The sequence below is a fragment of the Alteromonas sp. 4NS20-0143 genome, from assembly GCF_057542855.1.
Genome location: NZ_BAAJLR010000002.1, coordinates 753,182 through 779,198, shown reverse-complemented (window position 1 = coordinate 779,198; position 26,017 = coordinate 753,182). Strand labels below are relative to the sequence as shown.

General features: G+C 45.3%; 22 protein-coding genes and 1 riboswitch. Of the genes, 11 read left to right on the top strand and 11 right to left on the bottom strand.

Annotation, left to right across the window (positions count from 1 at the left end):
- Position 1 precedes the first annotated feature (1 nt).
- Positions 2-688: a nucleotidyltransferase family protein gene (locus AC27HD_RS07105; RefSeq protein WP_487104636.1), complete on the top strand. Its 687-nt coding sequence runs from the start codon at positions 2-4 to the stop codon at positions 686-688.
- Between the two features lie 9 nt (positions 689-697).
- Here AC27HD_RS07105 and AC27HD_RS07100 read toward each other — a convergent pair whose 3' ends face one another.
- Entirely contained in the window at positions 698-985 is a 288-nt protein-coding gene (locus tag AC27HD_RS07100) for a hypothetical protein (protein ID WP_032095697.1), read from the bottom strand.
- A gap of 454 nt (positions 986-1,439) precedes the next feature.
- Between AC27HD_RS07100 and AC27HD_RS07095 the strand changes: the two genes are divergently transcribed.
- Positions 1,440-3,005 carry a SulP family inorganic anion transporter gene (locus tag AC27HD_RS07095; RefSeq protein WP_032095698.1) on the top strand — a complete coding sequence of 522 codons (1,566 nt, stop codon included), beginning with the start codon at positions 1,440-1,442 and terminating at the stop codon, positions 3,003-3,005.
- A gap of 236 nt (positions 3,006-3,241) precedes the next feature.
- Entirely contained in the window at positions 3,242-3,613 is a 372-nt protein-coding gene (locus tag AC27HD_RS07090) for a VOC family protein (RefSeq protein ID WP_487104634.1), read from the top strand.
- A 92-nt stretch (positions 3,614-3,705) separates the two neighbouring features.
- On the opposite strand, the gene AC27HD_RS07085 is transcribed toward AC27HD_RS07090, so the two are convergent.
- Complete coding sequence (locus tag AC27HD_RS07085; RefSeq protein WP_032095700.1) at positions 3,706-4,128, bottom strand: VOC family protein; 423 nt, start codon at positions 4,126-4,128, stop codon at positions 3,706-3,708.
- A 357-nt stretch (positions 4,129-4,485) separates the two neighbouring features.
- On the opposite strand from AC27HD_RS07085, the gene AC27HD_RS07080 reads away from it, so the two are divergent.
- The gene (locus AC27HD_RS07080; RefSeq protein ID WP_032095701.1) at positions 4,486-5,478 is read left to right on the top strand and encodes a glycosyl transferase family protein; all 993 of its coding nucleotides are present in this window, start codon (positions 4,486-4,488) and stop codon (positions 5,476-5,478) included.
- A 6-nt stretch (positions 5,479-5,484) separates the two neighbouring features.
- On the opposite strand, the gene AC27HD_RS07075 is transcribed toward AC27HD_RS07080, so the two are convergent.
- The 5 genes from AC27HD_RS07075 to ccoG form a co-directional block, all read right to left on the bottom strand.
- Positions 5,485-6,075 (bottom strand): HD domain-containing protein, encoded by a 591-nt coding sequence (locus tag AC27HD_RS07075; protein ID WP_032095702.1) that lies wholly within the window; start codon positions 6,073-6,075, stop codon positions 5,485-5,487.
- 170 nt (positions 6,076-6,245) lie between these two features.
- Positions 6,246-6,878: a thiol:disulfide interchange protein DsbA/DsbL gene (locus AC27HD_RS07070; RefSeq protein WP_032095703.1), complete on the bottom strand. Its 633-nt coding sequence runs from the start codon at positions 6,876-6,878 to the stop codon at positions 6,246-6,248.
- Positions 6,879-7,474: 596 nt separating this feature from the next.
- The gene (locus AC27HD_RS07065; RefSeq protein ID WP_487104631.1) at positions 7,475-9,424 is read right to left on the bottom strand and encodes a TonB-dependent receptor plug domain-containing protein; all 1,950 of its coding nucleotides are present in this window, start codon (positions 9,422-9,424) and stop codon (positions 7,475-7,477) included.
- Positions 9,425-9,499: 75 nt separating this feature from the next.
- Positions 9,500-9,777: riboswitch (cobalamin riboswitch) on the bottom strand.
- A 161-nt stretch (positions 9,778-9,938) separates the two neighbouring features.
- Positions 9,939-10,925, bottom strand: coding sequence for a serine/threonine protein kinase (locus AC27HD_RS07060; RefSeq protein ID WP_032095705.1), 987 nt, complete (start codon positions 10,923-10,925; stop codon positions 9,939-9,941).
- A complete protein-coding gene (gene ccoG, locus AC27HD_RS07055; RefSeq protein WP_032095706.1) occupies positions 10,922-12,352 on the bottom strand; it encodes a cytochrome c oxidase accessory protein CcoG in 1,431 nt (476 codons plus the stop codon). The genes AC27HD_RS07060 and ccoG overlap by 4 nt, the downstream gene beginning before the upstream one ends.
- 431 nt (positions 12,353-12,783) lie before the next feature.
- Here ccoG and AC27HD_RS07050 point away from each other — a divergent pair, with 431 nt between their 5' ends.
- Positions 12,784-13,149: a hypothetical protein gene (locus tag AC27HD_RS07050; RefSeq protein ID WP_032095707.1), complete on the top strand. Its 366-nt coding sequence runs from the start codon at positions 12,784-12,786 to the stop codon at positions 13,147-13,149.
- Between the two features lie 53 nt (positions 13,150-13,202).
- Entirely contained in the window at positions 13,203-13,751 is a 549-nt protein-coding gene (locus AC27HD_RS07045) for a DUF3016 domain-containing protein (protein WP_032095708.1), read from the top strand.
- A gap of 262 nt (positions 13,752-14,013) precedes the next feature.
- Here AC27HD_RS07045 and AC27HD_RS07040 read toward each other — a convergent pair whose 3' ends face one another.
- Positions 14,014-15,774 (bottom strand): acyl-CoA dehydrogenase family protein, encoded by a 1,761-nt coding sequence (locus AC27HD_RS07040; protein WP_487104628.1) that lies wholly within the window; start codon positions 15,772-15,774, stop codon positions 14,014-14,016.
- A 262-nt stretch (positions 15,775-16,036) separates the two neighbouring features.
- On the opposite strand from AC27HD_RS07040, the gene AC27HD_RS07035 reads away from it, so the two are divergent.
- The gene (locus tag AC27HD_RS07035; RefSeq protein WP_487104626.1) at positions 16,037-16,846 is read left to right on the top strand and encodes an SDR family NAD(P)-dependent oxidoreductase; all 810 of its coding nucleotides are present in this window, start codon (positions 16,037-16,039) and stop codon (positions 16,844-16,846) included.
- Positions 16,847-16,864: 18 nt separating this feature from the next.
- Entirely contained in the window at positions 16,865-17,917 is a 1,053-nt protein-coding gene (locus AC27HD_RS07030; protein WP_487104624.1) for an amidohydrolase family protein, read from the top strand.
- Between the two features lie 109 nt (positions 17,918-18,026).
- On the opposite strand, the gene AC27HD_RS07025 is transcribed toward AC27HD_RS07030, so the two are convergent.
- The 3 genes from AC27HD_RS07025 to AC27HD_RS07015 all read right to left on the bottom strand — a co-directional run bounded on the left by AC27HD_RS07025 (position 18,027) and on the right by AC27HD_RS07015 (position 20,763).
- The gene (locus AC27HD_RS07025; protein WP_032095710.1) at positions 18,027-19,211 is read right to left on the bottom strand and encodes a mandelate racemase/muconate lactonizing enzyme family protein; all 1,185 of its coding nucleotides are present in this window, start codon (positions 19,209-19,211) and stop codon (positions 18,027-18,029) included.
- Between the two features lie 90 nt (positions 19,212-19,301).
- A complete protein-coding gene (locus AC27HD_RS07020) occupies positions 19,302-20,069 on the bottom strand; it encodes a class II aldolase/adducin family protein (RefSeq protein ID WP_487104622.1) in 768 nt (255 codons plus the stop codon).
- Between the two features lie 157 nt (positions 20,070-20,226).
- Complete coding sequence (locus tag AC27HD_RS07015; RefSeq protein ID WP_032095712.1) at positions 20,227-20,763, bottom strand: NUDIX hydrolase; 537 nt, start codon at positions 20,761-20,763, stop codon at positions 20,227-20,229.
- Between the two features lie 174 nt (positions 20,764-20,937).
- Between AC27HD_RS07015 and AC27HD_RS07010 the strand changes: the two genes are divergently transcribed.
- The 3 genes from AC27HD_RS07010 (at position 20,938) to AC27HD_RS07000 (ending at position 26,017) form a co-directional block, all read left to right on the top strand.
- On the top strand, positions 20,938-21,987 hold the full coding sequence (locus tag AC27HD_RS07010; RefSeq protein ID WP_032095713.1) for an efflux RND transporter periplasmic adaptor subunit: 1,050 nt from the start codon (positions 20,938-20,940) through the stop codon (positions 21,985-21,987).
- Between the two features lie 14 nt (positions 21,988-22,001).
- Entirely contained in the window at positions 22,002-25,109 is a 3,108-nt protein-coding gene (locus tag AC27HD_RS07005) for an efflux RND transporter permease subunit (protein ID WP_487104620.1), read from the top strand.
- Positions 25,110-25,612: 503 nt separating this feature from the next.
- The gene (locus AC27HD_RS07000) at positions 25,613-26,017 is read left to right on the top strand and encodes a type 2 periplasmic-binding domain-containing protein (RefSeq protein WP_032095715.1); all 405 of its coding nucleotides are present in this window, start codon (positions 25,613-25,615) and stop codon (positions 26,015-26,017) included.

Sequence of the window (26,017 nt, the reverse complement as noted above, 5' to 3'; positions counted from 1 at the left end):
AATGCAAGACCCTTTGCGCAATGTCGAACGCCTTAAACTTTATCAGCGCGTTTGCGAAATTATACAGGCAGACTCTCAGCGCATGTCGTGCTTACATGCGCTTCAACAACTCGCGTTGCCACAAGGTTACCTAGGTGCAGGTTTTCTTCGTAACGCTATTTGGGATTTTTTACACAACAAGAGCACACCCACGCCGTTAAACGACGTTGACGTTATCTATTTTGATGCAAACAACACACATCGCGCCAAAGACACCTTCTATGAAATGCAGTTAAATGAGGTATTACCGCAGGTTAAGTGGCAGGTAAAAAATCAGTCGCGTATGCATGTACTGCACGGACATGCGCCTTATAAAAACTGCGAAGAGGCTATTTCATACTGGATTGAGAAAGAAACCTGTGTGGCTATAGCGTTATCAACCGCAGACAGCGTAGCTTTACCTGCCAGTGCCAGTGCCAGTGCCAGTGCCAGTGCCAGTGCTAGTGCTAGTGCCAGTGCCAGTGCTCGCTTACGCTCGTCGTTTGAAACCGCAGGGCCGTTTGAGATACTCGCGCCCTTTGGTTTACAGGCTAATTTTGCAGGCACCATAAGTATAAACCCGAAGTACCCGCGGCCAGACGTATTTAATAAGCGGATTCAAAACAAGCGCTGGTGTGAGATTTGGCCAACGCTTACAGTGAAGTCTTAATTTATCTCTTTAATTTCTCACTACGCGTAGAAACCATCCGACAAACAACGAAATCAGAAATCCGAAAAAAGCCACTAGTATGTTGATTGTTAAAAGCTGCCCGGAAAAGTCGGCGTTAGCGCCTGTTTTTTCACTCACAAGCATTCCCGACGCTTTAAATATAAATAGTGCTGCTACAGAGAAAAGTAAAATAACGGCGGTAGACATAAAAGTCGCTTTCCAATACGCCTTTGGCGAAACCCAATGGATTGCGCCTGCTACGAGCACACATAAAATAGTAAGGATGTACGGGACCACAATAACTCCTAATTGATATTCTTGTTGATATTGATATTAAACAAACACTGCTGTGTATTTCTCTTGCGCAGTTTACTAGCCGACAGACTACAAAGGATTTGAGCGATAAGAAATTAATTAAGGATAAGCAGCTAATTTTGCCCGATACGATGCCATGTCATAGCGCCTGTGTCAGCTTTTATGTCAGATTGTCAGATTTTATGCCAGCTCTTATATTAGTGGTTTGGTCGATTCTTTCGGCTGCCTAAACAAATAATATCGCCAGTATGTCCAAAGTTTGGTCTAGCTGTATGATTAGCAGATAAGCTTTCAATACGTGTCAACACGCCTGCATGGTTAACATTCTATTAAAAGATTTTAAGCTGCAATGGTGATAGAATCGACAACAATTCTCCAGTAAGCCCTTTTAGCCAATGGGGCTTTTTGTTTAACACGCTTTATATTCTGAGAAAACATGTTCGATTTAATAACCAGTAAAGATAGCAACGTAAAAAATGACGTGCTTTCGGGAATTACTGTCGCCTTAGCGCTAGTTCCTGAAGCCGTAGCCTTTGCATTTGTTGCAGGTGTAGAACCTATGATTGGTCTATACGCTGCATTTATGATGGGCTTGATTACTTCTGCCATTGGCGGTCGCCCAGGCATGATTTCAGGTGCAACAGGGGCCATGGCCGTTGTGATGGTGGCACTTGTGGCGCAGCATGGGGTGCAATACCTGTTTGCGGCCGTCATCTTAGCGGGACTGCTGCAAATACTCTGCGGCGTGTTTAAGCTCGGTAAGTTTATCCGTTTGGTGCCATACCCGGTTATGCTAGGTTTTGTTAACGGGCTTGCTATCGTTATATTCTTAGCGCAGCTAGGACAATTTAAAATAGTCAATTCACTTGGCGAACTGCAGTGGATGCAGGGTTCAATGCTGTACTGGATGCTAGGTCTTGTGGGCCTTACCATGGCAATTATCTATTTACTGCCAAAGCTTACCAAGGCGGTACCTGCGTCGTTGGTAGCAATTGTAACGGTTACCGCTTTAGTACACGGATTAGATTTAGAAGCGCGCACGGTTATCGACTTTGTAAGAGATTTACTACCGGCTGATCAAAAAGACAGCGCCACCTTGGCGGGTGAGTTGCCAACCTTTGCGATTCCAATGGTGCCTTTCACTTGGGAAACGGTAATGATTGTGCTGCCAACATCTATTATTTTATGCTTGGTTGGTCTTATTGAATCGCTGCTTACCCTATCGCTTATTGATGAAATGACCGATACCCGTGGTCGCGGCAATAAAGAGTGTGTTGGGCAAGGCGTTGCTAACACTGTTAACGGTTTCTTTGGTGGTATGGGTGGTTGCGCCATGATTGGTCAGAGTATGATCAATATCAATTCTGGCGGCCGTGGTCGGTTATCAGGAATAAGCGCTGCACTTGTACTGCTTGGCTTCATTCTTTTTGCAGCACCACTTATTGAAATGATTCCATTAGCCGCACTGGTTGGCGTTATGTTCGTGGTGGTTATTGCGACGTTTGAATGGGCATCGTTCCGCATTGTGCGTGGTGTTAACAAAGAAGATGCGTTTGTACTCTTCTTGGTAACTGGCGTTACTGTTATTGCCGACCTAGCCATTGCCGTCGTTGTTGGTGTTATCGTATCTGCCCTTGTATTCGCCTGGAAGCACGCACGCCATATTGCCGTGAAATCGCATATCGACGATGACAACTGGAAGGTATATGAGTTAGAAGGGCCGCTGTTCTTTGGCTCGGTAACTCATTTTAGAGATTTGTTTGATATTGCCAACGATCCAGAAGATGTGGTTATCGACTTTAGAGAGTCTCGTATTTGGGATTCGTCGGGTATCGATGCCCTAGATACGCTTGCAGATAAATACCTTGAGCAGGGCAAGAAGCTGCATATACGTCATATCAGCGACGAGTGTCGCAGCTTGCTGCGTAAAGCCGATAAGTTTGTAGAAATTAACGTTAACGAAGACCCTCGTTATCGCGTTGCTACCGATAAGCTTGCCTAAGGCTTTCTATTAAAATGGTCGTCTAGTGTCTTAGCGCAAGGTGTTTGCAAGCAGGGACCTAAGAGCGACATGAAAAACACAAAACCGCACTAGTGCATACTAGTGCGGTTTTTTATTAAATATTCCTCACTGAGCTATTTCGTATCGCCTGCCGTAGGTTTTATCACACAGTAAATTTCAAATTACTTTTAACCTACTTCTAACCTACTTCTAACCTAATTTTTGGGGAATGCTTGATGATTAATTACGTAACCTTGGGCGTGAGCGATATAGAAAAATCAGCCTCATTCTACGAGTCACTACTGGAAGATTTTGGCGTTAAGCGGTTAGTGAATATGGACCGGATTAAATACATTGGTAAATCGATGAAAGAGCCAATGGTTGCCGTGTGTATTCCGTGGGATGAGAAAGAGCCTTCACCGGGCAACGGCAATATGTTTGCAATTGCACCAGGCAATAAGCAGAAAGTAGATAAAATGCATGAAAAAGCACTGTCTCTTGGGGCAACATGCGATGGCGCGCCAGGACAACGAGTACCGGGAAAGTTTTATGCGGCTTACGTGAGAGACTTTGACGGTAACAAGATATGCTTCAACTTCTTCGGCTAGGTTTTCTTCTTATACATTGCGGTTAACAACAACCTAAGTACTAAAATAAACGTGCCAGCGAGCAATACGCTGGCACGTTACGTGTGAGCGCTTTATTTGGTAGTGCGAAACAAAACTTCAGGGTTAGTCATCGTTTTCATTTCTAGTACATTGCCGTTAGGATCTTCGATGAAAAACGTTTCTTGTTCGAACTCTGTATCTTTAAAGCGGCGGTAGGGTTTATCTAAATACTGTAAACCAGCCGATTCAATACGCTTCTTCAACGCTTGAAACTCATCTTCACTCATATGAACACCAAAATGCGGTACTGAAACCGTACCCATGTCTACTTCATGACGTACTGAAGGTAACCGTTCGGTACTTTCATGCAACGTGAGTTCATTGCCCCAAAAATCAATGTCAATCCAGTGCCCGTCCTCACTGTTACCCGTTTTACAGCCCAATACGTCACAATAAAATACCTTGGCTTTTTCTAAGTCGCCTGCAGGGATAGCAAGATGTAAGCAATTAGACATCGCAAATTCCTTATTTTTGTTTTTATACCAGTAATGATTAGGAAAATTCTATACCGCTGAATCATCCAACAATGGGGGTAAAAGGCAAGAGCGTGGCAAGCTTCTTATAGTTAGCAATGTAAACGTATCTATGCAAACGCACTTTTGCAGGTGTGAATATAAGTATGAATTTCAACGTCTACATAAGCGCGAACATGAGCGAGATTAAACTCTAAGGTGCGCTTAGGAGGCTTTTACTTACTAAGCGAGAGGGCGAAATTAATGAGTTACTGAACGCAGGTTTATTTCCCCTTATTTTCTTAAAAATGATAGAGTGAATAGCATTAATGACTTAATAAAAAGCGTTCCTAACACACCATGCAGCTTCCATTTAGTGACTACATAAAAATTATTGGAAAAGGCCAGCGGGGCGGTCGAAGCCTAACGCGCGAAGAGGCGTACCACGCCATGAAAATGGTGCTTGCCAATAAGGTTACCGGCGATCAACGTGGTGCCTTTTTAATGTTGCTACGTACCCGAGAAGAAACGCCCGAAGAAGTAATCGGCTTTGTGGATGCTTGTCGAGAGCTTATTGAGCCCGAGGTGCAAACACTAGCCCCTGTGCTAGATATTGGTTGCTATGCAGGAAAGCGACGACAACTTCCGTGGTACTTACTCGCCGTGGCGGTGCTGGTAAAAAAAGGTACGCGAGTTATGTTGCACGGCGCCCATGAGCCTGGTTCGGGGCGATTATATGCAAGCACGGTGTTGCCAACGCTAGGTTTGCCAGCAATGAATACAGTGACACAAGCTAAATCCCAGATGGATGAACATTTGGTGACTTACCTCGACCTTTCGTGTCTGCTGCCTGCGCTAGACCATATTATTAAACTGCGAGAGGTGTTTGGATTGCGCTCTTGTGCCAATACGCTGGCTCGGTTGCTAAACCCCACTGGCGCCAAGTATTGTGTGCAAGGGGTGTATCACATGCACCTTGATCATAAACATTGCCGAGTGAACGAAAACTACGACAATATAGATGCACTGTGTTTTCGCGGTGACGGCGGCGATCCTGAAGTAAATGGCGAGCGGGAAACAGAGTTATTTGTTACCCGTGGTGGCAAGACCGATGAATATGTTCTCCCTGTTATTGCCAAGCGCTGGGCGCTAAAAGATAAGGCCATGGCCGTGGGCGATATGCTAGAGGTGTGGCATGGCAAAGCAGAAAGCGATTACGGTGAGCAAGCTATTATTAGCTCGTTGGCAAGTTACCTCGTTTTGCTACGCAGTATTGAGGTAAACGACGCCATAGAAGAAGCCAAACTACTTTGGCAGCAGCGTGAAAAAGCTAGCCTTCCGTTTGGTAGGTAGCTTGGGTTAGCCTATCAACCATTCATTGGCCACGGCAATGTCTAGCTGTCTACTCACGTAATCCCAGAGGGCCGGCGCACAGGTTTTAAGGTGTGCATTGCGCTTTTCTATCTGCTGGCGAGTAATTTTATGGGTCGCCCAGCTTCCGCCCTGATTTTTCATGTTTTGAAATACGGGAAGTACCCTATCCATCGCCTTAGCAAATTCGGCATCAGGTGTTGCTGCGTCCTCAAATTCAAGCCACAGCTTCAGCATCGTTTTATTAAGCGGTGACGGAAGAAGGCCAAAAATTCGTTTGGCCGCTGTTATTTCTTTTTCAGCCTGAGCCGCGTGGTCTTGCTGCGTATTAAAGGCAAACATATCGCCCGCGTCAATTTCTACCACATCGTGAATGAGGATCATGTGTATCACGCGCTGGATGTCGATAGGTTTTGCAGCATATTGGCTTAGCATTGAGGCCATAAGCGCTACATGCCAGCTATGCTCGGCAGAGTTTTCTTCCCGATCATTATCGGCCGGAAGCGTAATTTTTCGCTTAACAGCCTTTAGCTTATCAAGTTCACATATAAAGTCTGCAAACGAATCTACTGGTGTCATAAGGTTCCTTGTTCACTAGGTCTTGCCCTAGAAAGCTGGTTCAATAAAAAGCCGGGCTTAATAAAAATGGGCGCTTTGAAAGCGCCCATTTTCGTTGGTCGTATTTTGCCTCGTGCCTTGCTCAGCAATAGCGACTGGGCAGGCCCATTACAAGCTTATTTTGCTCAGACCTATTTTTGTTCAGACAGCCATACAATTAAATCTGCAATATCATCATAAGACATGTCAGATGTGAAAGTAGGCTGATACTTTCCATTAATAATGAAGCTTGGTACGCCGGTTAATAACTCGCGGTTAGCGTCGATTTGCTGCTGGTTTTTACGCAGCATGCTGTTAACACCGAAGCTTTTGGCAAGCTTGTCGAATTCTTCACCGTCAGCGCCGTTTACGACGAAGATGTTACGCAAGTCTTTCAAATTAGTAATAGAAGCTTTTTGCTTATGAATGTAATTGAAGATTGCGCCATTCATCGCATTTTCTTGTTTCATTGCACGGCCAATAAGCATCGCTTTTGTCGCTGCATCCTGCACGTCTGGGCCGGTAAAGCGCATAAAGTTTACGTGTACTTTGTTAAACGCAGTACCGTCACTTTTCTTCTGTTTTATTTGTTCAACAATTGGCTCAAACTGAAAGCAGTGTGGGCACCAGAACGAGAAGTATTCAGTAATTACTGGCTTATCAGTAGCTTCTTCATTAACCACTTTATAATGCGTACCTTCTTTCCATTTTGCGCCTGACTCTTGAGCACAAGCGGCTAATGGCAAAAGCATTGCCATGACAAACATTACTGCAAACTTTTTCATGGAATAAGTTCCTTTATATTTAAGATTTTTATCGGCAAAAGATTATCACAGGCTTTGAGCGTTAACTAGGGCGTGTTGAGCTTTGCTGTGCAAGTTTTGGGCTAAATGGAAGCATTTTAATCGCGAAACAGTCCTGTAGGCCTAGTGGGCTAAGTCAAAGGGCTGTGCCAAAGAGTAAAATGCTTCCATAACGCCCCCTTCGGGCAGCGCCTGTGAGCTATTTACTCTGCGTTGAATGGTTTCGATTTAGCCCGCTAGACCTTCAACCATTCGCCTTGTTCAAATAGCTCACAGACCGCTGCAAAAATGCACAGCAAAGCTCAACACGCCCTAACTTCAACGACCAGCAAGCTAAAAAACACAACGAAATGATACAGTAGAAAGCTTAATCCCCGCTGAACATCACAGAAATTGCGCATCACAGAAATTGCACACCAAGTAAGTTGAATAACACGCAAGGTAAACAAAGTAGCACCAACATGGTTAACCATGCTGGTGCAGATAGGCACTACTTCTTATTTGCGCTATTCAATGAGCTTGTCCAGACACACATTCAGTTAAACGTGTGTCTTGTTGTGTAATACCATGCCTGTGATCTAGCGCGTGTAACTGATTGAAAGCAGGGCGCGTTGCTCTTGCCCCACATACCCAATGATATCTTCGTACTCTTTATCAAACAGGTTATTCACTTTTAGTGACAATTGCCATTGATTGCTAAGCTGGTAGCTCACATTAACGCTTGTCAGTGTGTAAGCAGATAGCGCAAGGGTTTCTGAAGGCGCAGGAAATGGAGGGAAAAACGTATCAAAGCGTGTGCCGGTATAGGCAAGCTTTGTGTAAAAGCTGAATTTCTCAAGACCAAAATCTGACGTTACCGTAATAGCACCTTGATGCCGAGCACGTCTAAGCTCAATGGCGCTTTGTGCATTACTGGTTTGCTGGGCATCAAGATAGCTGTAAGAGCCAGTAATATCAGCAAAGTCGCCACGCCAGCTAAATTCTGCGTCTACACCGTCTCGCTGGCTTTCACCGTCTACATTGCCCGCGGTAAATGCGCCGCTTTGCGCATCGAATACAAAGCCATTTATTTCATCTTGTAGCTGAGTATTGTAAACACTGACTTGTGCCGTCACGGTTTGCCAACGACCTTTAACGCCTACCTCAACCTCTTCACTTTTTTCTGGAATAAGATCAGGATTGCCGATAAAGCTGGCTGGGGTATATCCGAAGCGTTCGGTGAAGGTGGGGGTTTTAACTGCCTTTCCGTAGCTGGTGAATAAAGCGATATGACGGTCAAGCTGCCAGGTAAGTCCGGCGCGATAGCTAGATGCATTGTCGAATTCACTGTTATTATCGAAGCGTGCGCTAAGCGAGGTGAAAACCTTATCACTTAACTCTCCAGTAGCCTCGGTAAAAACGCTGTAGGTATCATCCCGTTGGTCTTGGTTAGGATCGCCGAAAACCACAGGCCCACGCTGTGAAAACAAACGTTGAAGGTATTCAGTTCCTGCGGCTAACTGCCAATCATTTACACTGTAGAAATTGGTCCAATTTAGCTCAATACGTTCACCGGTAGTGCCGCCTGCGTCAGCGCCGGACGTCGTGTTGTCATTTTCATCTTTTCTGTATTGTGCAGTAAGCGCTGAGCGATAGTCACTGTTTTTAGCTTGGTAATCCCACTTCAGTTTCGAGCTAACTTGAACCCCTTTTGTAACGTTGTCTGCATCTGCGGGCAATCCCGTGGTAGCAAAGTCTGTAGCGTCATACTCATTTTCGTAGTCTACGGTACGCAGGTAGGCAGAAAACGTATGCTCATCATTGGCGTCAAATCGAAGGTTCAGTCCAGCGGTAAGGTTGTCATAACCATCGTCTTCACTCCCCGTTCTTGCAATATTATCGCCATCGGTTTGCATGTAGCTTGCGTACGCCGACACGCCGAGGTTGTCGTGTTGTGATGATGTGTTTACGCTTCCTCTGTAGGTGTTTTGCGTACCCACTCCTGCCGACATGCTTAGCTGAGGCGTGACGTTACCCTCAGCACCGGCTTTAGTGGTAATACTTAATACACCACCAATAGCGCCGCTGCCCCAACGTGCGCTTTGTGGGCCTTTCAATAACTCGATGCGTGTTATATTTGCAGCGGTTAAATGGGCTAAATCAATCAAGCTACCCTGGCCGATATCATTAGCAATAACGCCATCAATAAGTACCAAAAGATGATTAGTTTCACTGCCTCGCACTCTTACCTCGGTGAGACCACCTGGGCTTCCTGATTGAGATAAGCTGACGCCAGGAAGCCCGCGTATAAGTTCGGTAAGTTGCAACGCGCCTGAGGCTTTTATGTCGCTCTCGGTTAATACCGATACCGCACCCGGTAGCTTTGTAAGCGTTATCGGTAGGCGAGTGCCTGTTACGGTGAGGGTTTCTACGTCGTTGGTGTCTGTAGAACGTTCTTGAGAAAAAACAGAAGTTGAAGTGATATACGTTAGGATTGCAGCGGCCGTTGCAGTCTTAGTAAAAGCAGCCTGTAGTAAAGATAATTCCATAATCAATAATAGTCTCTTATGCGCTCCGCCCGAGCACATGATTAAGCGAAAGCACCGTACACTCATTGATAGTGCACGGGCCGTGAAGCACAGGCCGGTATCCGGGCTTTCTCGTCATCTGCTCATTGTTTTTAAGCGTATAGCTATGAGACTGACACTCTTTTGCCTTCCCATCGAAAAAGTCAACGATCACATTGGCTTAGCGACAGTGGCGTGTAAAAAAGAAGTACTGATGTAGCACTGATATAGCACTTATGTAGTACTGAGATTACCGTTGCGGGGGCAGCATCAGCATTTAACTGATTTCCCGTTTAACACAATTATCGGCATTGCCCTTTATTGCCCTCTATTTTTTAGCTTGGTCTCGCCTTTTTATTGGCTAAAGTGGGCTATTATGAGCTAGCAAGGCCGATTCATGTGCACCTACGCGGGGGCGAGTATATAGGCTTTAACGGCGACTTACGACAGCCGCAGTAGTATTGATGCATGTAGCTAGTGGAATAATGTGGCGAAACTACATGCCTAATTTTAGCGCCGGCTCTTGCAATGCAGACATTTGTTCTTTGAGCGCTAAAATTTGTCCTTCCCAGTATTTATCCTCTGCAAACCAAGGAAATGCACGAGGGAACGCAGGGTCTGACCAACGACGAGAAAGCCACGCCATATAATGTACCATTCGCATGGCTCTTAAGGGTTCTATTAACGAAAGCTCCGCTTTATTAAATGGCTGAAACTCCTCGTAGGCTTCTACTAATGTGTCTAGCTGAAGTAATTGCTGCTGCCTGTCTCCGCTTAACATCATCCACAAGTCTTGAATGGCGGGCCCCATTCTGCAATCGTCTAAGTCAACAAAGGTAGGCCCATCGCGCCATAAGATATTGCCAGGGTGGCAGTCGCCATGCAGCCGAATAGGGGAAGACACGTTTTTGTACGCTTTTTGTGTAGCTTCAATCACTGGGTTGAGAATAGCGAAAAATGCCGTTTTAAGGCCTTCAGGCAATAGCTCACTTTGCTCTAAAACCCGTTGAGGTTCTAATAAGTAGCTTTCAACATCAATTGCAGGGCGAGAAGAAAATGCAGAGGCTTGAGCCGTAAGATGAATGCGCCCGATAAACCGTCCCATCCATTCTAACTGGTCTAAATTGTCGTTTTCAAATTGACGACCTCCCACCGAGGGGAACAGTGCAAAACGGTAGTCCGTACTTCCAACGCTATGATGGTGCAGCGTCTTTGTATTAACGGCCATGGGAGCGACGATGGGAATTTCGTTGTCGGCTAATTCCTTAGCAAAGTTGTGCTCTTCTTGGATTTGTTCGTCAGACCAACGGCCGGGTCGATAGAATTTAACTACATAACGTTTGCCGTCTTCGGCAATAAATTGATAAACCCTGTTTTCGTAGCTATTAAGCGCTAATAGACCGCTTTGAAGAAAAATGCCCTGGGTTTCCAGGGCATCTAGTATCGTATCTGGGCTTAAGCCCGAGAAAGAAAAATCTGTCATCGATAAAGAAACTTAGTTGGCTCATCAATGGTTACAATATCACCGTCTACGGTGGTGGTAACACTAATGAATATGTCAGTGACCGTATCTTCCAGATTATAGGCGTCGGTTGCAACCGATATCGGCGTTGAATACACCGCGCCACCTTCAACGAAAAATTCCTGCTTTCCAATATATTCATAATCAGGAAGGCCTTTTATTTCTATGGTGTAGGATTGACGCTTCTGTGTCTTGTTCAATACCTTGATGGTATACACATTTTCAATCAGTCCTTCGTTAGTCTCGCGATACAGAGAGTTCCTATCGCGAATAATATCGACTTCTGTAGGGCTGCGAGTGTAGATATTGGCGAACAACAGGCCAATCATGATCACAAGTACCACAAAGTAGCCGATGAGCTTAGGTCGTATAATATGGGTTTTACCGCCAGCCAACTCTTCTTCAGAAGTAAAGCTAATGAGTCCTTTGGGGTAATTCATTTTGTCCATGACACCGTTACACGCGTCAACGCACGCACCACAGTTGATGCATTCGTACTGCAATCCATTTCGAATATCGATGCCGGTAGGACAGACCTGTACACACAAGTTACAGTCGATACAATCGCCTAACCCTTTTTCTTTCACCTCTTCGTGACTAAGCTTGCGTGGGCGCGGGCCTCGTTTTTCGCCGCGGTTGGCGTCATAAGATACGGTAAAGGTATCTTTATCGAACATTGCAGATTGAAAGCGAGCGTAAGGGCATATGTGAGTACACATAATTTCTCTCATGTAACCTGCGTTGCCGTAGGTACACACGGCAAAGAAAATAACAAAAAAGCCAGCCCAGAAGCTTACGTTGAAAGTAAAAAAGTCGACAAATAACGCGCCAATGGGCGTGAAATACCCAACAAAAGTAAGCGCCGTTAACAGAGCAACACCCACCCATGCGGTGTGTTTAGCCGTTTTACGCATAAATTTATCGGCATCCATTGGACGCTCGTCTAACTTAATTCGCTTATTGCGGGGCCCTTCACATTTCTCTTCAAACCACGTGTAAATATATACCCAGGTGGTTTGTGGGCACATAAAACCGCACCACACTCGACCTGCAAAAGTGGTAACAAAGAAGAGGGCGAAAGCCGACACAATAAATATGTAGGCTAATAGCGTAAGGTCTTGAGGCCAAAGTGTTAGCGAAAATATCGTAAAGCGCTGCTCACCAATATCGAGTAAGACGGCCTGCTGGCCGTTAAATTGAAGCCAAGGAATGATGGCGAACAAGCCAAGAAAAATAAGCCCAAAAAATCGGCGGAACGATTCCAGCGGCCCTTTTACGGCTCGTACATAAATGCGACTGCGGGAGTCGTGGCGTTTACCTTGACCGTCTCCCTTTGGTTTGTGCACTTTTACCGGTGTGACATTTTTGACCGGTATTTGTTCGTTCATAAATAAACCTTAGCTAACATCCTTAAATGGCGCGTGGAGTATACCAGCAACAGGATTGTCATGATTAATGTAGATCAAGAATGTTCATTATGATCGTACTTTTTAAACTTTCAGTCAATACTGAAAGTTCAGAAAGTAAGTTTTCATATAGGTGAATAATCTACAAAGTGTAAACCATATCCAATAATAAAAAGCGCATTCGCATACTGACGTATTATTAATTGTGTACTAGAAAGTAATCACAATAGTGTAATATCAGCGTATATGCTTTACTACGACTCAAGTATCTAGAATTGATTTTAGTAACACGTTAAACACCATAGCGCGCAAAGTAGCGTTAGTTTGAACGCATTTACAAGAGGTGTCATTCACATGTCAGCGTTAATCAAAGCTATTAAAAGCCGCCATTAAGATAGGTTATGTAATACGTTATGCTACGGTTTTTTATCATTACTGCTGAAATTATTGTGCTTGTGTTAATCTTGCGCTCTCCCTTTGTTCAATACTTGTTTGAAGGCATTCAAAACTCTGTATCCGATTGGTTCATCTCACTTTCTACGCTGCCAGAGCAGCGCGCGCTAGAAAGTTTACGTAGTGATATCACGACACAGCTAAAACCATTAAAGCCCTACCAACAAAACTATGTTGAAAAAATCACCGTATCTACAGATAGTGTTAAGCGGTTTTATGCGAATTATTGTGAAAAGGACGATATAAACCCCAACTTTTCGGGAACCAAACGCGCTCAACTTTGCCATACTATTACGCAGTCTTCTCTAATGCGAAAGCCAGATTAATATCTAGAAACGCCGAAAACGTTTGCGAGAAGACCGAACCGAGGAGAGTAAACGTGAAAAAGTTGTCTACCATAGCAGCCTCTTTATGTACGGTGTTGTTAAGCACTGCCGTCGTATTGCCATCTCATGCTGGCGAACTAAAAGTAACGTGGAAAGAGCCAAAGTCTTTTACCGATGTGCGCCCTTCAAATGAGTCTCGAGCTCGTTTTCGTGAACGCACCCTTAAGGCGTTAGAAGCCCATTTAGTTGAGTTAGCCGCATCTTTGCCGAAATCTCACACGCTATCGATGGTTGTTACCAATATCGATTTAGCCGGCCAAGTGTGGCCCAGTCAATTTATTGGTTTTGGCAACAACATGGGCGCAGACGTGCGTGTAATACAGCGTGTTGATATACCAAGAATGACGTTCAGTTATTCGTTAACCGATAGCAGTGGCGAAGTACTGAAAAGTGAAGATGACTTCAAGCTTAAAGACATGGGCTTTATGGATACCAATATCCGAAACATGAGAAATGAAAACCTCTTTTATGAAAAGGCCATGTTAGATGATTGGTTTGACGATACGTTCTCAGACACTGAAAGCCTAAAGAACGAAGGCTAATAAGATTTAAAAGTACATGGAAAACTGCAAAAAAAGGTCGGCTTGAGTGCATAGCGTTAACTATGCAATTCTAGCCGACCTTTTTGTTTTTGTTGCCAGTACCTTTGAACAAGTACTTTTAGAAAGTACCTTTTAACAAGTCCTTTTCGCGTATATTTTTAGCGAGCACCTTGTCACAGCTTTTTCGAAGCCAATGGCCTGTGGTAGGTACATTTCACCTACCACCTTTCACCTACCACTTAACAGGCAATAGCCAGTAGCATTACAAGTAGTCGAACTCGTCGCCGCTAATCGCTAGTGTACTATCTGGCCCTGCTTTATACGCTACTTTGTGTGCGTCGCGGCGAGGTAAAATACGCTGCATGTAAAAGTCTCGGGTTTTCACTTTAGAAGCTGCTAATACCGCATTATCTGAGCGCTGCGCCTTATCAGCCATGCTGTACCACAATACGCCAATTAGCGAGTATGCGCTGTAATTTAGGAAGTCGCATGCCGCTGATGCAGCTGTGGTTGGGTCCATGCCTAAACAGTCGGCAGAAGAAGCGCGCCAGTCATCTAATAGACCTTGTGCTAGTGCTTTGTTCTCACCATCTTCAATGTCGTTAACCAGTTCACTAAATGCAGTATAGGTCGACTCCATCATTTTTCCGCCATCTCGGGTGAGCTTGCGGCCAATTAAGTCGAGGGCTTGAATACCGTTGGTTCCTTCATACAGCATGGCAATTCGCACATCGCGCACCAGCTGCTCCATTCCCCATTCGCGGATGAAGCCGTGACCACCGTATACCTGTACACCAATGTTAGTGGTTTCAAGACCCATGTCAGTCATAAAGGCTTTGCAGATAGGTGTTAAGTACTGAAGCACATTCTCTGCGTTTTGTTTTGCTTCGCCTTCTGTGTGCTTTTCGATATCCATAAATTTGGCGTAGAAAAGCGAAAGAGCGCGACAACCTTCGATTAACGATTTTTGCGTTAGCAGCATTCTTGCTACGTCGGGCTGAAATACGATTGGGTCGGCTTTACCTTCAGGGTTTTGAATGCCCTGGGGTGCGCGAGATTGAACTCGGTCGCGTGCATAAGTAAGGGCACCTTGATAAGACGCTTCAGCAGCACCTAAGCCCTGCAAACCTACTTGGAAGCGAGCATCGTTCATCATGGTGAACATGCAAGCTAACCCTTGGTTTTCCTCACCCACTAACCAGCCGGTGGCACCGTCGAAGTTCATTACACAGGTAGGGCTGGCTTTGATACCCATCTTGTGTTCAATACTGCCTACTGACAGGCTGTTTGCTTCGCCCGGTTCATTGCTCGCGTCAGGTAGAAATTTGGGTACTAAGAACAAGCTAATACCTTTAACGCCTTTGGGCGCATCAGGTAGGCGAGCCAGCACTAGATGGATAACGTTAGAACTCCAGTCGTGATCGCCGCCAGTAATAAATATCTTGTTACCTGTTACTTTAAAGCTGCCGTCGTCTTGAGGCTGCGCTTTAGTGCTTAGTAAGCTTAAGTCTGTTCCAGCGTGAGGCTCGGTAAGGTTCATCGTACCTGTCCACTCGCCGCTGATAAGCTTTGCAAGATACGTATCTTTAAGCGCTTTACTTGCATGCTTAGTGACCGCAAGCGTCGCACTTTCGGTGAGCATAGTCGTTAAGCGCCAGCTTAAATTAGCGGCATTCAACATTTCGTGAACCGGTACCGCCATGGTGTAAGGCAAATCTTGACCGTCGTACTCAGCAGAGCCAAGCATGGCATTCCAGCCGTTGGCCACATATTCTTGATAGGCGTCGGCAAAACCTTTTGGTGTAGTAACCTGACCATTTTCAAGCTTACAGCCTTCTTCGTCGCCCTCTCGGTTTAATGGAGCAACAACATCTAGTGCAAATTTAGCACCTTGCGAAATAATTTCATTCGCTAGGTCGCTGTCAAAATCACTGATACCGAGCTTTTCATAATGGGCATCAAGTCCAAGCCATTCTTTTAAAAGAAACTGAAAATCAGCGGTAGGGGCATGGTGTAGAGGCATGGATGACTCCTTTTTCAAACAAGTGTTTTAATTTCTCTATTATAGCCATAAAACAAGTGGTCAGAGTAGTCCGTTAACTCAAAGTTAATAATTAATTACCTGTATCCCGTTTCTTAAACAAGACTCGGGTTAAATATTACTTATGGCCTTTTGGCTTTTCCTTGCATTTATCCTGCTCGCTGGCATGCTTACGCCACAGAAGCTAGCGCAATCATAAAGAAAGCACAGAGAAAACAGAAATAGACTAGGGGTAACGTGAGCGATGACCAATACCACAACGAATACCGAAATTGATACTGACGTAAGTGTTAATACTGACGTTAAGCTTAATGATAGACCAGTATGCGTGGTAACGGGTGGCAGTTTAGGAATTGGCCTTGCCGTATGCAAAACCTTCGCTGAAAACGGCTATCGCGTGGTGAATCTGGACATTAGGCACTTTGACGTCGCTCCCCTACATTGTGAGTGGATAAAATGTGATGTCAGCAACGTGAGCGAGGTGGAAAAAGCACTGGTGTCTGTGGCACAAGACTATAAGCGTATTGATGCGTTGGTGTGCAATGCGGGCAAACACGTATCAGCCACTATCGAAGATACTGACGAAGCGTTACTCGACAGTATGATAAGCCTAAATATTAAAGGGGCTTACGCCGCAATAAAAAATACGTTACCCATTATGAAAGCACAACAATCAGGTGCGATAGTGGTGATGGGCTCTGATCAATCCTATGTGGGTAAACAAAACTCATTCGCCTATGGACTAACAAAATCTGCATTGGCCTCCATAGCTAAAAGTACCGCCCTTGATTATGCCTCTTTTAATATAAGGGCGAATGCAGTGTGCCCTGGCACTATTGAAACCCCATTGTTTCACAATGCCATTGACAACTATGTCGCGCGTTCTGGGGCAAATAAAAATGACGTTATAGCAGAAGAAGCGGCAGCCCAGCCCATTGGCAGGCTAGGTCAACCTCAAGACGTCGCCGAACTCACCTATTTCCTTTGTAGCGATAAAGCGTCTTTTATCACTGGAAGTCTTCATGCTGTGGATGGTGGGTACACGGCGCAATAACGATGTGGACCAAAAAACATGAACTGGATTGACCCTCATATACACTTTTTTGCCCTTCAGCACGGTCATTACGACTGGCTAAAGCCTAATAATCCGCCCTATTGGCGGGACAAGTCTGTCATCGCACACAGCGTAGATGAAAGGGATTTGTTTAAAGGAAATCACGCAGCGTTGAGCGGGTTTGTGCATATTGAGGCAGGTTTTGATAACGGGCAACCGTGGCGAGAGGTAGCGTTTTTAGAGCAGCACTGCACAAAACCGTTTCGCAGTGTTGCTAATATCGACTTGCAGTCGTCTACCTCCTTATCAGACATTGATAGATTAAAACGGTTTCGCTCTGTAGTTGGGCTTCGTCATATTCTCGATGATAATGCAGCAACCCTTTTGCGAAGCCCTAAGGTGCTGCATAGTCTGAAACACATGGCGGTCAATAACCTATCTTTTGATGCGCAATTCGATATTACCGATACGGCAAGCGTCAGGGCGTTATTAAATGTGGTTGAGCGTATTCCAGAACTGGTGGTAATAGTTAATCATGTCGCCGCTGCGCCTTTTTTAGCTGATGTTTTACCAGCAGAGACTCTGACTGCTGAGGGCTCCTTATCCGCTGAAGGCTCCTTATGCGCTAAAGGCTATTTACCCGCTGAAGGCTCCTTACCCGCTGAAGGCTCCTTACCCGCTGAAGGCTCTAGCAATCACATTAATTCAAGCAGGCACTTTTATTCCAGCCTTGCTTACACAAAATGGCAGCGTAATTTACGTGCACTGGCGCAATGCGGCAATATGGCATTTAAATTTTCAGGTATGGAGATGCAGGACAGACAATGGACGTGGCCCTCTGTTGAGCGATTGCTTAATACCGCTCTTGATATACTTCCTATAGATAACATTATGCTGGCGAGCAATTTTCCCTTGTGTACCTGGCGAATGCCTTACGCTCAACTACTAAAAGGGTATGACGACATGCTCAATCGTATGCAGTCTCAAACAGCCTCTACGGCTTTTTGTCTCAGCAAGGATGATGCAGAGAAGCTGCGTTATAAAAATGCATACAAGTGGTATCAGTTTTAGAGGTACAAGTTATTGGAGTACAAGCTGATGGGGAAAACCCTAATAAAAAAGCACCGCAAAAAAGTAGAATCGTTTACTTGTTTGCGGTGCCCTAGTCTTATATCACTCGCTATTTCAGTTCAGTTACCGTCATGTGGGGAGAGCGATACACAATGTCGTCATTTAAGTCGATACCAATTCCCGGCGTGTCCGGTGCCTCAATAAAGCCATTCACTGGCTGAGGGTCTTGAATACACAATTCTCTATTCCACGCTTTAGTGGCATAGGTATGATGCTCGTGGATCAGGAAGTTTGGTATGGCTGTTTCAAGGTGCAGGCTTGCTGCCGTTGCCACAGGGCCACCACATACATGTGCCTGAATACGCACATCGTAAATATCCGCGTAATCGCACACCTTTTTCGCTTCGGTAAAGCCACCGCAAAGACCCACATCAGGCTGTAGTACGTCGATGGATTGATCTTCAAGATAAGGCCGTACGTCCCAGCGATGGTATAAACGTTCGCCACCTGCAATAGGCACCTTCACGTTTTTCGCTACTTTGTCATGTAGCTTAGAGTTCAAGTAGTTCACTGGTTCTTCGTAATATAAACAACCAATGTCTTCTACAATGCTGCCTAACTGAATAGCGGTAGAGGCACCTAGCAAGCTGTGGCATTCGAAAATGATATCACCGTCTTCACCCATAACGTCACGCATTGCTTGTAAACGTGCGCGAAACAGTTTGAGCTCCGGCTTAGTAAACAATTTGGTTCTGTCAAAATGGGTGTTGCCGTCTTTGTCGTAAACGATTGGGTCAACTTTAACCGCGTCGTAGCCATCTTTTAACGCTTTTTCAGTAGCGCGAGCGTAGTCGGCAGGGTCGTTGAGTTTGGTGATTTCCGTATCCCAGTCAAACTGAAGCTGGCTGGCGTAACTGCGAAGTTTACCGTTAGTTTTACCACCAAGAAGTTCGTAAACCGGCAAGCCGAGGGCTTTGCCTTTAATATCCCAAAGCGCGGTGTCGATAGCACTCATTGCAGAATAGAAAACCGGGCCTCCACCTAGTCCCCAGAAGCCTTCGCGCAGCATGCGAGACCATAAAAGTTCGGTATTAAAGGGGTTAAAGCCAATCAGTAAGGCTTCGGCAATCTCTTTTACCATATTAGCGGCGGCGCTATGGCCCCAGTCGTAGGCAAGACCCGCCTCGCCCACGCCGGTAATACCTTCATCGGTATACACTCTGACAAACACAGGGTTCCACTGAGGGCGCTTCGGGCATTCGATGTCGAATATTTCTACTTTGGTCACTTTCATAATATAGGTTCAGTTCCGTTATTTATTTCAATCTTTACCGTTTCATTGTAAACATCAGCAGGTGGCTGTGATCACAAGTACGTAGTCATGTTATTCACAAAATCCTGGGTCTAATTTGTACGCCTTGCGCAACATAGCAGGCCATGCTTTTTGCCCGCCGGTTGCACCGCTATGCACAACCTTGGCCTGCTCATAGATACCGTCAATGATAGGTTGGGGGATCTCAATGACCTCTTCATTAGACTGCATTAATGCAAGTTGTATCTCACATGCTCGCTGAAGGTCGTAAAAGCGCATAAACGCATCACCCACCGTAGGGCCTAATGTAAGGCCGCCATGGTTGGGCAACAGCATGTGATTAGTATCACCCAAATCGTCCTGGAGTCGTTTTCGCTCAGCGTCGTCAACGGCAAGTCCTTCATACTTGTGGTATGACAAAGAGGGCAGTGAAAACATTGAGTACTGGCTCCATGGTTTTAAACCGCCTTTTACCGATGCCACTGAGATAGTGGCCAGCGTGTGAAGGTGAATGACGCATTCTGCATCATGACGTACTTCGTGAATTGCACTGTGAATAGTAAAGCCAGCTGGGTTTATGCCGTAGGGCGTATCATCAAGAATATTGCCGTTTAGGTCTACTTTCACTAAATTCGACGCGGTCACTTCGTCAAACGTTAACCCGAAGGCATTAACAAGGTAATGCTCCGTTCCCGGTACCTTGGCTGATATATGCGTGTAAATTAAGTCGCCCCAGCGCATATCCGCGACAAGGCGGTAGCACGCTGCCAAGTCGACACGGGCTTGCCATTCTTGTTCTGATACGGTGCCTTTAAGGCTCTGTGTCGGCAATGAAAACACGCTTTACTCCTTAATATTAAAAAAAATCGGGGCGGTCTGTCTCTTTTGTTCTTTCTATTCTATTGTTTTATATAGCGCGATGAGACACGGCTCGCCACTTTGACCGCTTATTACAATGTATCAAAAGTGAGATTTAAATCTCACTCTGGTATGGCTATTAGTTAGTGTCAAACGCTATAAACCCATCGCGAAGCGAAATAAGGTCATCGGCATAGCGCAGCGACTTATGATTAAGTAAAAACGGGTCCACCTTTTCAATTGCAATCACTTCAAGCGCTGCCCATGAAGGCGGACTAAAATGTTCAGGCAGTAAGTCGATACCTGCGTCTAAGTCGCAGGCAAATAGGGCTAGTCCATTGGATGTTTTACCTAATTGCTTTCGAACCAGTACATTAAAGCCGGTTTCTTCCCATGTTTCTCGATGTGCAGCGCAAGATAGTGATTCACCCTCATTCACGCCTCCGCCGGGAAAATCGAGTTTTCCGCTTAATCGATGGCGAATAAGCACCGCTTTATCTTGGGTTTTGATAAGGCACGCAGCAGCTTGGGTGTCGTTATTGTTTTGGCGTTGATCGACAGCTTGCGATTCAAGTAACGCAGATTGTCGGCACAGGGGGTCACTTGGTGAGTGTTGAGAACAGCCCAAAAGCGTTAAAACTGCCAAAATAGGTGATAAGCGAAAAAAGAAAGTCATTGAAAAAGGTAGAATACTCTTAACAAAATAAAATCAATAAATAATAGTGCTGTACACAATAAACGTAGTAAACGGAATACCCGTAGATGTCTTTGCTCTTTGTGCACCGCTTTTATAAATAGTTGCCTGATGACTACTCTATCACGGGTTGTTATTTTACCTATAGGAAAGGTTATGTCTTCACGTTTTTCTTTATCACCATTGTTAATTGGCGTTGCATTGTTGGCAGGTATTGTCGTGTATTTGAATTTGCCAGAGGATAATGTCGAGCAGCAAGGTGGTCAGCGTGCTACTCCCGTCAAAACCGCCTTTGCCAGTATTGAAGCGCTGCCTATCACAATAGAGTCCCTTGGAACCGCGGTGGCCAATGAATCGGTAAATATTACGGCGCAAGTGACAGAAACCATTGCGAGCATCAATTTTGAAGACGGCGATAAGGTAAAAGAAGGTGAGCTGTTAGTTCAGTTAAATAACTCTGAAGAGCGTGCTCGCGTTGAAGAATTAAAAGCAAATATTGACGAAGCTAAACGTCAATTCACCCGTATTTCAGACTTGCGCCAAACAAACGCCACATCAGAGCAATTACTCGACGAGCAAAACGCTCGGGTGAAAGCGTTAGAAGCGCAGTTAGATATTGCCAAAGCGCAGCTTAACGACCTACAGGTTCGCGCGCCGTTTACTGGTTTGTTGGGCAATAGAATGATCAGTAAAGGTTCGCTTGTTCAGCCTGGAAATACTATTACCACACTTGATGATATTAGCGTGGTGAAAGTCGATTTTAGTGTGGCGGAGACTCACCTTGCCAGCGTTGCTACAGGACAGCGACTTACCGCCTCTTCCATTGCCTACCCTGGGGTAGAGTTTGAGGGAGTGATTAGCAATGTGGATACTCGCCTTGACCCTGTTATTCGCGCTATCAACGTTCGCGCAACCATAAAAAACAAAGACAATCGCTTGCGTCCCGGCATGCTGCTTACCGTTACGGTTGAAAAGCGTGTACTCAATACACTTGTCCTTCCTGAAAAAGCCCTTGTGCCAGTACAAGACAAGCAATTCGTTTACGTAGTAAGAGATGATGTAGCACACCAAACCGAAGTAAGCATTGGGGAGAGAAGACCTGGTGTAGTGCAAATCATAGAAGGTATTAGTGAGGGCGACGAAGTGATTACTGAAGGTACATTGCGGGTGCGTGATGAATCTCCCGTTAATGTTCTGAATCGATAAGGGAGCGCAGCGCTATGTTATTGTCTGACGTTTCTGTTAAACGCCCGGTATTTGCTACCGTTATCAACCTGCTACTGGTTATTTTCGGTGTGGTTGCTATTTCCATGCTGTCGCTACGTGAATACCCTGATATCGACCCGCCTATTGTATCGGTGAATACCACTTATGCTGGTGCCTCGGCCAACATTGTTGAAACCCGTATAACCCAACTGTTAGAAGACAGAATTTCCGGCATCGAAGGCATTAAGAACGTGACGTCAACGTCTCGAAACGGCAGGTCTGACATTACTATTGAGTTTAAACTCACTCGGGACATTGATGCCGCTGCCAACGATGTGCGAGAGCGGGTCAGTCGAGCATTAAATAATTTGCCAGATCAAGCCGATCCTCCTGAAGTATCGAAAGCCAACTCCGATGAAAGTGCAGTGGTGTGGTACAACTTACGAAGCACTAACCTTAATACGATGGAGCTCACCGACTATGCAGAGCGCTTCCTCGTCGACCGACTTTCTATTGTCGATGGTGTTGCAAGAGTTCAGATAGGCGGCGGACGTCGCTACGCCATGAAGGTATTCTTAGACAGAACGGCAATGTCTGCAAGAGGCATTACCGTAGCCGATGTAGAACAAGTCATTCGAGCAGAAAATGTTGAGTTACCGGCGGGTGAAGTAGAATCTGTAGATAGAGACTTCGAAGTACGAGTCGCGCGCACATTCCTGACACCCGAAGACTTTGCGGCATTAACCGTAGCAGTGGGCGAAAACGGGTATTTAGTGCGGTTAGGCGAAATTGCCAACGTAGAATTAACCGCAGAAGACGATGAAACTGAGTTTCGTGGCGACGGGGTTAATATGATTGGGCTTGGTATTATCAAGCAGTCCAAGTCTAACACGCTAGAAGTGGCGAGAGCCGCAAAAGCACAAATAGCGAAAATAGAGGCCTCACTGCCAGATAACATTTTTATCGTGCCTAGCTACGATTCTTCCGTGTTCATTGAAGCCTCTATTGATGAAGTGTACGAAACCCTTGGCATTGCTATGCTTATGGTTGTTATCGTGATTTATCTTTTCCTTGGTAATATTCGCGCAACCTTAATTCCCGCGGTTACCGTACCAGTCTCGCTTATAGCCGCTTTTGTGGTGATGTACGCACTCGGGTTTTCAATCAACCTACTTACCTTGTTAGCAATGGTGTTAGCGATAGGTTTAGTGGTTGATGATGCCATTGTTGTACTTGAGAATATTTATCGCAGAATTGAAATGGGTGAACCGCCCATTTTGGCCTCTTATCGAGGCGCAAAAGAAGTTGGGTTTGCAGTCATTGCGACCACACTCGTGCTTATTTCAGTATTTGTTCCGCTGGTATTCTTAGAAGGGAATATTGGCCGCTTGTTTACTGAGTTTGCATTGGCTATCGCCGCTGCCGTAGCGTTCTCTAGCTTTACCGCTCTTACGCTAACGCCAATGATGGCCTCTAAAATCCTGAAAAAGCGAGAGCGCGCCTCTGGCTTTGGAAGCTGGATGGACTCGCGCTTTTCCGCGCTTGAAAATCGTTATTTTTCGAGTTTAGGCAAAACCCTGCATCAGCCCATTCTCATGGTGTTGCTGCTGGTATTTGCCGTTATCGCTATTATTCAATTTTCAGAAAAAGTGCCCAGCGAGTTTGTGCCCAAAGAAGACAGGGGTAATTTCTTTATTCTGATGAATGCGCAGGAAGGCGCGAGCTTTGAAAGTAACGCAGACAACCTCAAACAGATTGAAGACATTCTTATGCCCTACCGCGAGAATGGGAAGATCAATCGGCTATTGGTGAGAACGCCTGGGTTTGGTGGCAACGCAGGAATTGCGATTGTGGGTTCGGCTGATTGGGATGTAAGAGATTTCAGTACTTTTGAGCTTATGGATGAGCTAAGCGAAAAGCTCACCGCAGTGCCTGATGTAAGAGCGTTTTCCATTATGCGAAGCGGTGTGTCTGGTGGCGGGTTTGGGCGTCCTGTACAGTTTGTGTTAAAAGGCGACACCTATGAAAACCTGGTTGCCTGGCGGGATACCGTGCTTGAAAAAGCCGCTGAAAACTCGGGGCTTATCCGATTAGATTCAGATTATAAAGAAACCTCACCTCAGCTTTTAGTGAATATTAACCGCGACAGGGCGGCCGATTTAGGTGTGTCCATAAGTGATATTGGTGGAACGCTAGAGGTAATGCTTGGACAGCGCAGAGTATCGACTTTCCTTGATAGGGGAGAGGAGTACGATGTTATTTTAGAGGGTATCGAAGATGACTTTAGAAGCCCAAATAATATTGAAAACCTGTATGTTCGCTCAGCGAGAACCGGTGAGCTCATTCCCATGGATAATCTGCTTACCTTTGAAGAGCAAGCTACGTCTTCACGACTAAATCGCTACAATAGAATGCGGGCAGTGACAATTTCAGCAAACCTAGCCGAGGGCTATACCCTTGGCCAAGCGCTGACATATCTCGAAGAGATTGTTCGTACTGAGCTGCCTGACAACGTATCTATAGACTACAAAGGTGAGTCACAGCTGTACCAAGAGGCTGGCAGCTCGTTTATCTATGTGTTTATGCTTGCGCTGGCAATTACCTATCTTATTCTAGCGGCACAGTTTGAAAGCTGGGTACATCCGCTCGTTATCATGCTAACGGTACCTTTAGCACTTGTTGGTGCCTATATTGGTCTATTTTTCTCAGGGATGACGATAAACATCTACAGCCAAATTGGACTGGTCATGCTAATAGGTCTCGCGGCGAAAAACGGTATTCTCATTGTGGAGTTCGCCAATCAGCTTCGAGACAGTGGTATGGAGTTTGAAGAGGCGTTAAAGCGTGCAGCCACACAAAGATTACGCCCCATTGTGATGACTGGTTTTACAACCGTATTCAGTGCATTGCCCTTGGTGCTAGCGACAGGTCCTGGCGCCGAAAGTCGTATGGTGATTGGCATGGTGATATTCTCAGGCGTGTTGGTATCGGCCTTTATGACGCTGTATGTCGTGCCGACGGCGTACAGCTGGTTAGCAAGAAATACAGACTCACCCCTTAAACGAACGCAGGAAATTGAAAAGCTCGATAGCGATATTCCTTATAAAAAAGGCGACGTTTAACTGAGTTAATGTTAGTGCGAGTTGGTCCAACTAGGGCTGCTCGCCCTATGCCCACCGAATCAAGACTTCTAGGTTCACTTTGTTAAGTATGTTATTTAATACGTTGATATTGGTTTTGATGCGCTTAGCTTTTGTCCGTAATTCGTTAAGTTATTGTTTTTATTTTTAATTTTTTAAACTTTCTTAGTATGTGTTCAATTTGTTAATACTGATCGTACCACCATCGTCGCTTCTTAGTCCTTAGTCTAGTTGTCAAATAATCCCTTCCCTATACACTGCGCGCCATCACAGCTTGTTGTGCCTAAGTTACTAATTTTTAGTTATTAAAACTTAACGACTTAATTGGCGTTAATGGCATTTGTGACCAATACTTAAGCGGTTGTCGAATTGTGACTGGATGAACCAGTTTTCCACACTACGTTTGAGGTGAGTGACAAACTAAACACAGGCTGATTTCGACAAATACGGTGAACGACACCGTGAATTAGTTAAGAGGATATCTTATGAAAAAATGGATTCTTGCAGCAGCATTATGTTGCAACATGGCATTTGCTGATGTAGCGGTTGTTGTGCACCCAAGTAATAGTGATTCGCTTGATAAAGCAACCATCACGCGTCTGTTTCTCAATAAAGCTAAGGCGTTTCCTAGCGGTACTCAGGCCGAACCTGTAGCACTTGAAGAAGGTCAGGCTGTAACCGACGAATTTAACGGTAAAGTTCTTAACAAAACAGCGTCTCAATTAACGGCCTTCTGGTCGAAGCTTGTCTTTACGGGTAAAGGTCAGCCGCCAAAATCATTAGGCTCTGACGCAGAAGTGATTGCTGAAGTTGCATCAAACCCCGGCGCCATAGGCTTTGTAGACGCAGGTGCTGTGAACGATAGCGTCCGCGTAGTAGCAACGTTTTAA

What these genes read in the sequence shown, in the direction of transcription:
- AC27HD_RS07070 (WP_032095703.1), bottom strand. Translation starts at nt 6,878, where the DNA reads ATGAAAAAGTTTGCAGTAATGTTTGTCATGGCAATGCTTTTGCCATTA.
- AC27HD_RS07080 (WP_032095701.1), top strand. Translation starts at nt 4,486, where the DNA reads ATGCAGCTTCCATTTAGTGACTACATAAAAATTATTGGAAAAGGCCAG.
- AC27HD_RS07050 (WP_032095707.1), top strand. Translation starts at nt 12,784, where the DNA reads ATGCTACGGTTTTTTATCATTACTGCTGAAATTATTGTGCTTGTGTTA.
- AC27HD_RS07065 (WP_487104631.1), bottom strand. Translation starts at nt 9,424, where the DNA reads ATGGAATTATCTTTACTACAGGCTGCTTTTACTAAGACTGCAACGGCC.
- AC27HD_RS07015 (WP_032095712.1), bottom strand. Translation starts at nt 20,763, where the DNA reads ATGACTTTCTTTTTTCGCTTATCACCTATTTTGGCAGTTTTAACGCTT.
- AC27HD_RS07095 (WP_032095698.1), top strand. Translation starts at nt 1,440, where the DNA reads ATGTTCGATTTAATAACCAGTAAAGATAGCAACGTAAAAAATGACGTG.
- AC27HD_RS07040 (WP_487104628.1), bottom strand. Translation starts at nt 15,774, where the DNA reads ATGCCTCTACACCATGCCCCTACCGCTGATTTTCAGTTTCTTTTAAAA.
- AC27HD_RS07025 (WP_032095710.1), bottom strand. Translation starts at nt 19,211, where the DNA reads ATGAAAGTGACCAAAGTAGAAATATTCGACATCGAATGCCCGAAGCGC.
- AC27HD_RS07075 (WP_032095702.1), bottom strand. Translation starts at nt 6,075, where the DNA reads ATGACACCAGTAGATTCGTTTGCAGACTTTATATGTGAACTTGATAAG.
- AC27HD_RS07000 (WP_032095715.1), top strand. Translation starts at nt 25,613, where the DNA reads ATGAAAAAATGGATTCTTGCAGCAGCATTATGTTGCAACATGGCATTT.
- AC27HD_RS07005 (WP_487104620.1), top strand. Translation starts at nt 22,002, where the DNA reads ATGTTATTGTCTGACGTTTCTGTTAAACGCCCGGTATTTGCTACCGTT.
- AC27HD_RS07085 (WP_032095700.1), bottom strand. Translation starts at nt 4,128, where the DNA reads ATGTCTAATTGCTTACATCTTGCTATCCCTGCAGGCGACTTAGAAAAA.
- AC27HD_RS07030 (WP_487104624.1), top strand. Translation starts at nt 16,865, where the DNA reads ATGAACTGGATTGACCCTCATATACACTTTTTTGCCCTTCAGCACGGT.
- AC27HD_RS07105 (WP_487104636.1), top strand. Translation starts at nt 2, where the DNA reads ATGCAAGACCCTTTGCGCAATGTCGAACGCCTTAAACTTTATCAGCGC.
- AC27HD_RS07090 (WP_487104634.1), top strand. Translation starts at nt 3,242, where the DNA reads ATGATTAATTACGTAACCTTGGGCGTGAGCGATATAGAAAAATCAGCC.
- AC27HD_RS07010 (WP_032095713.1), top strand. Translation starts at nt 20,938, where the DNA reads ATGTCTTCACGTTTTTCTTTATCACCATTGTTAATTGGCGTTGCATTG.
- AC27HD_RS07035 (WP_487104626.1), top strand. Translation starts at nt 16,037, where the DNA reads ATGACCAATACCACAACGAATACCGAAATTGATACTGACGTAAGTGTT.
- AC27HD_RS07060 (WP_032095705.1), bottom strand. Translation starts at nt 10,925, where the DNA reads ATGACAGATTTTTCTTTCTCGGGCTTAAGCCCAGATACGATACTAGAT.
- ccoG (WP_032095706.1), bottom strand. Translation starts at nt 12,352, where the DNA reads ATGAACGAACAAATACCGGTCAAAAATGTCACACCGGTAAAAGTGCAC.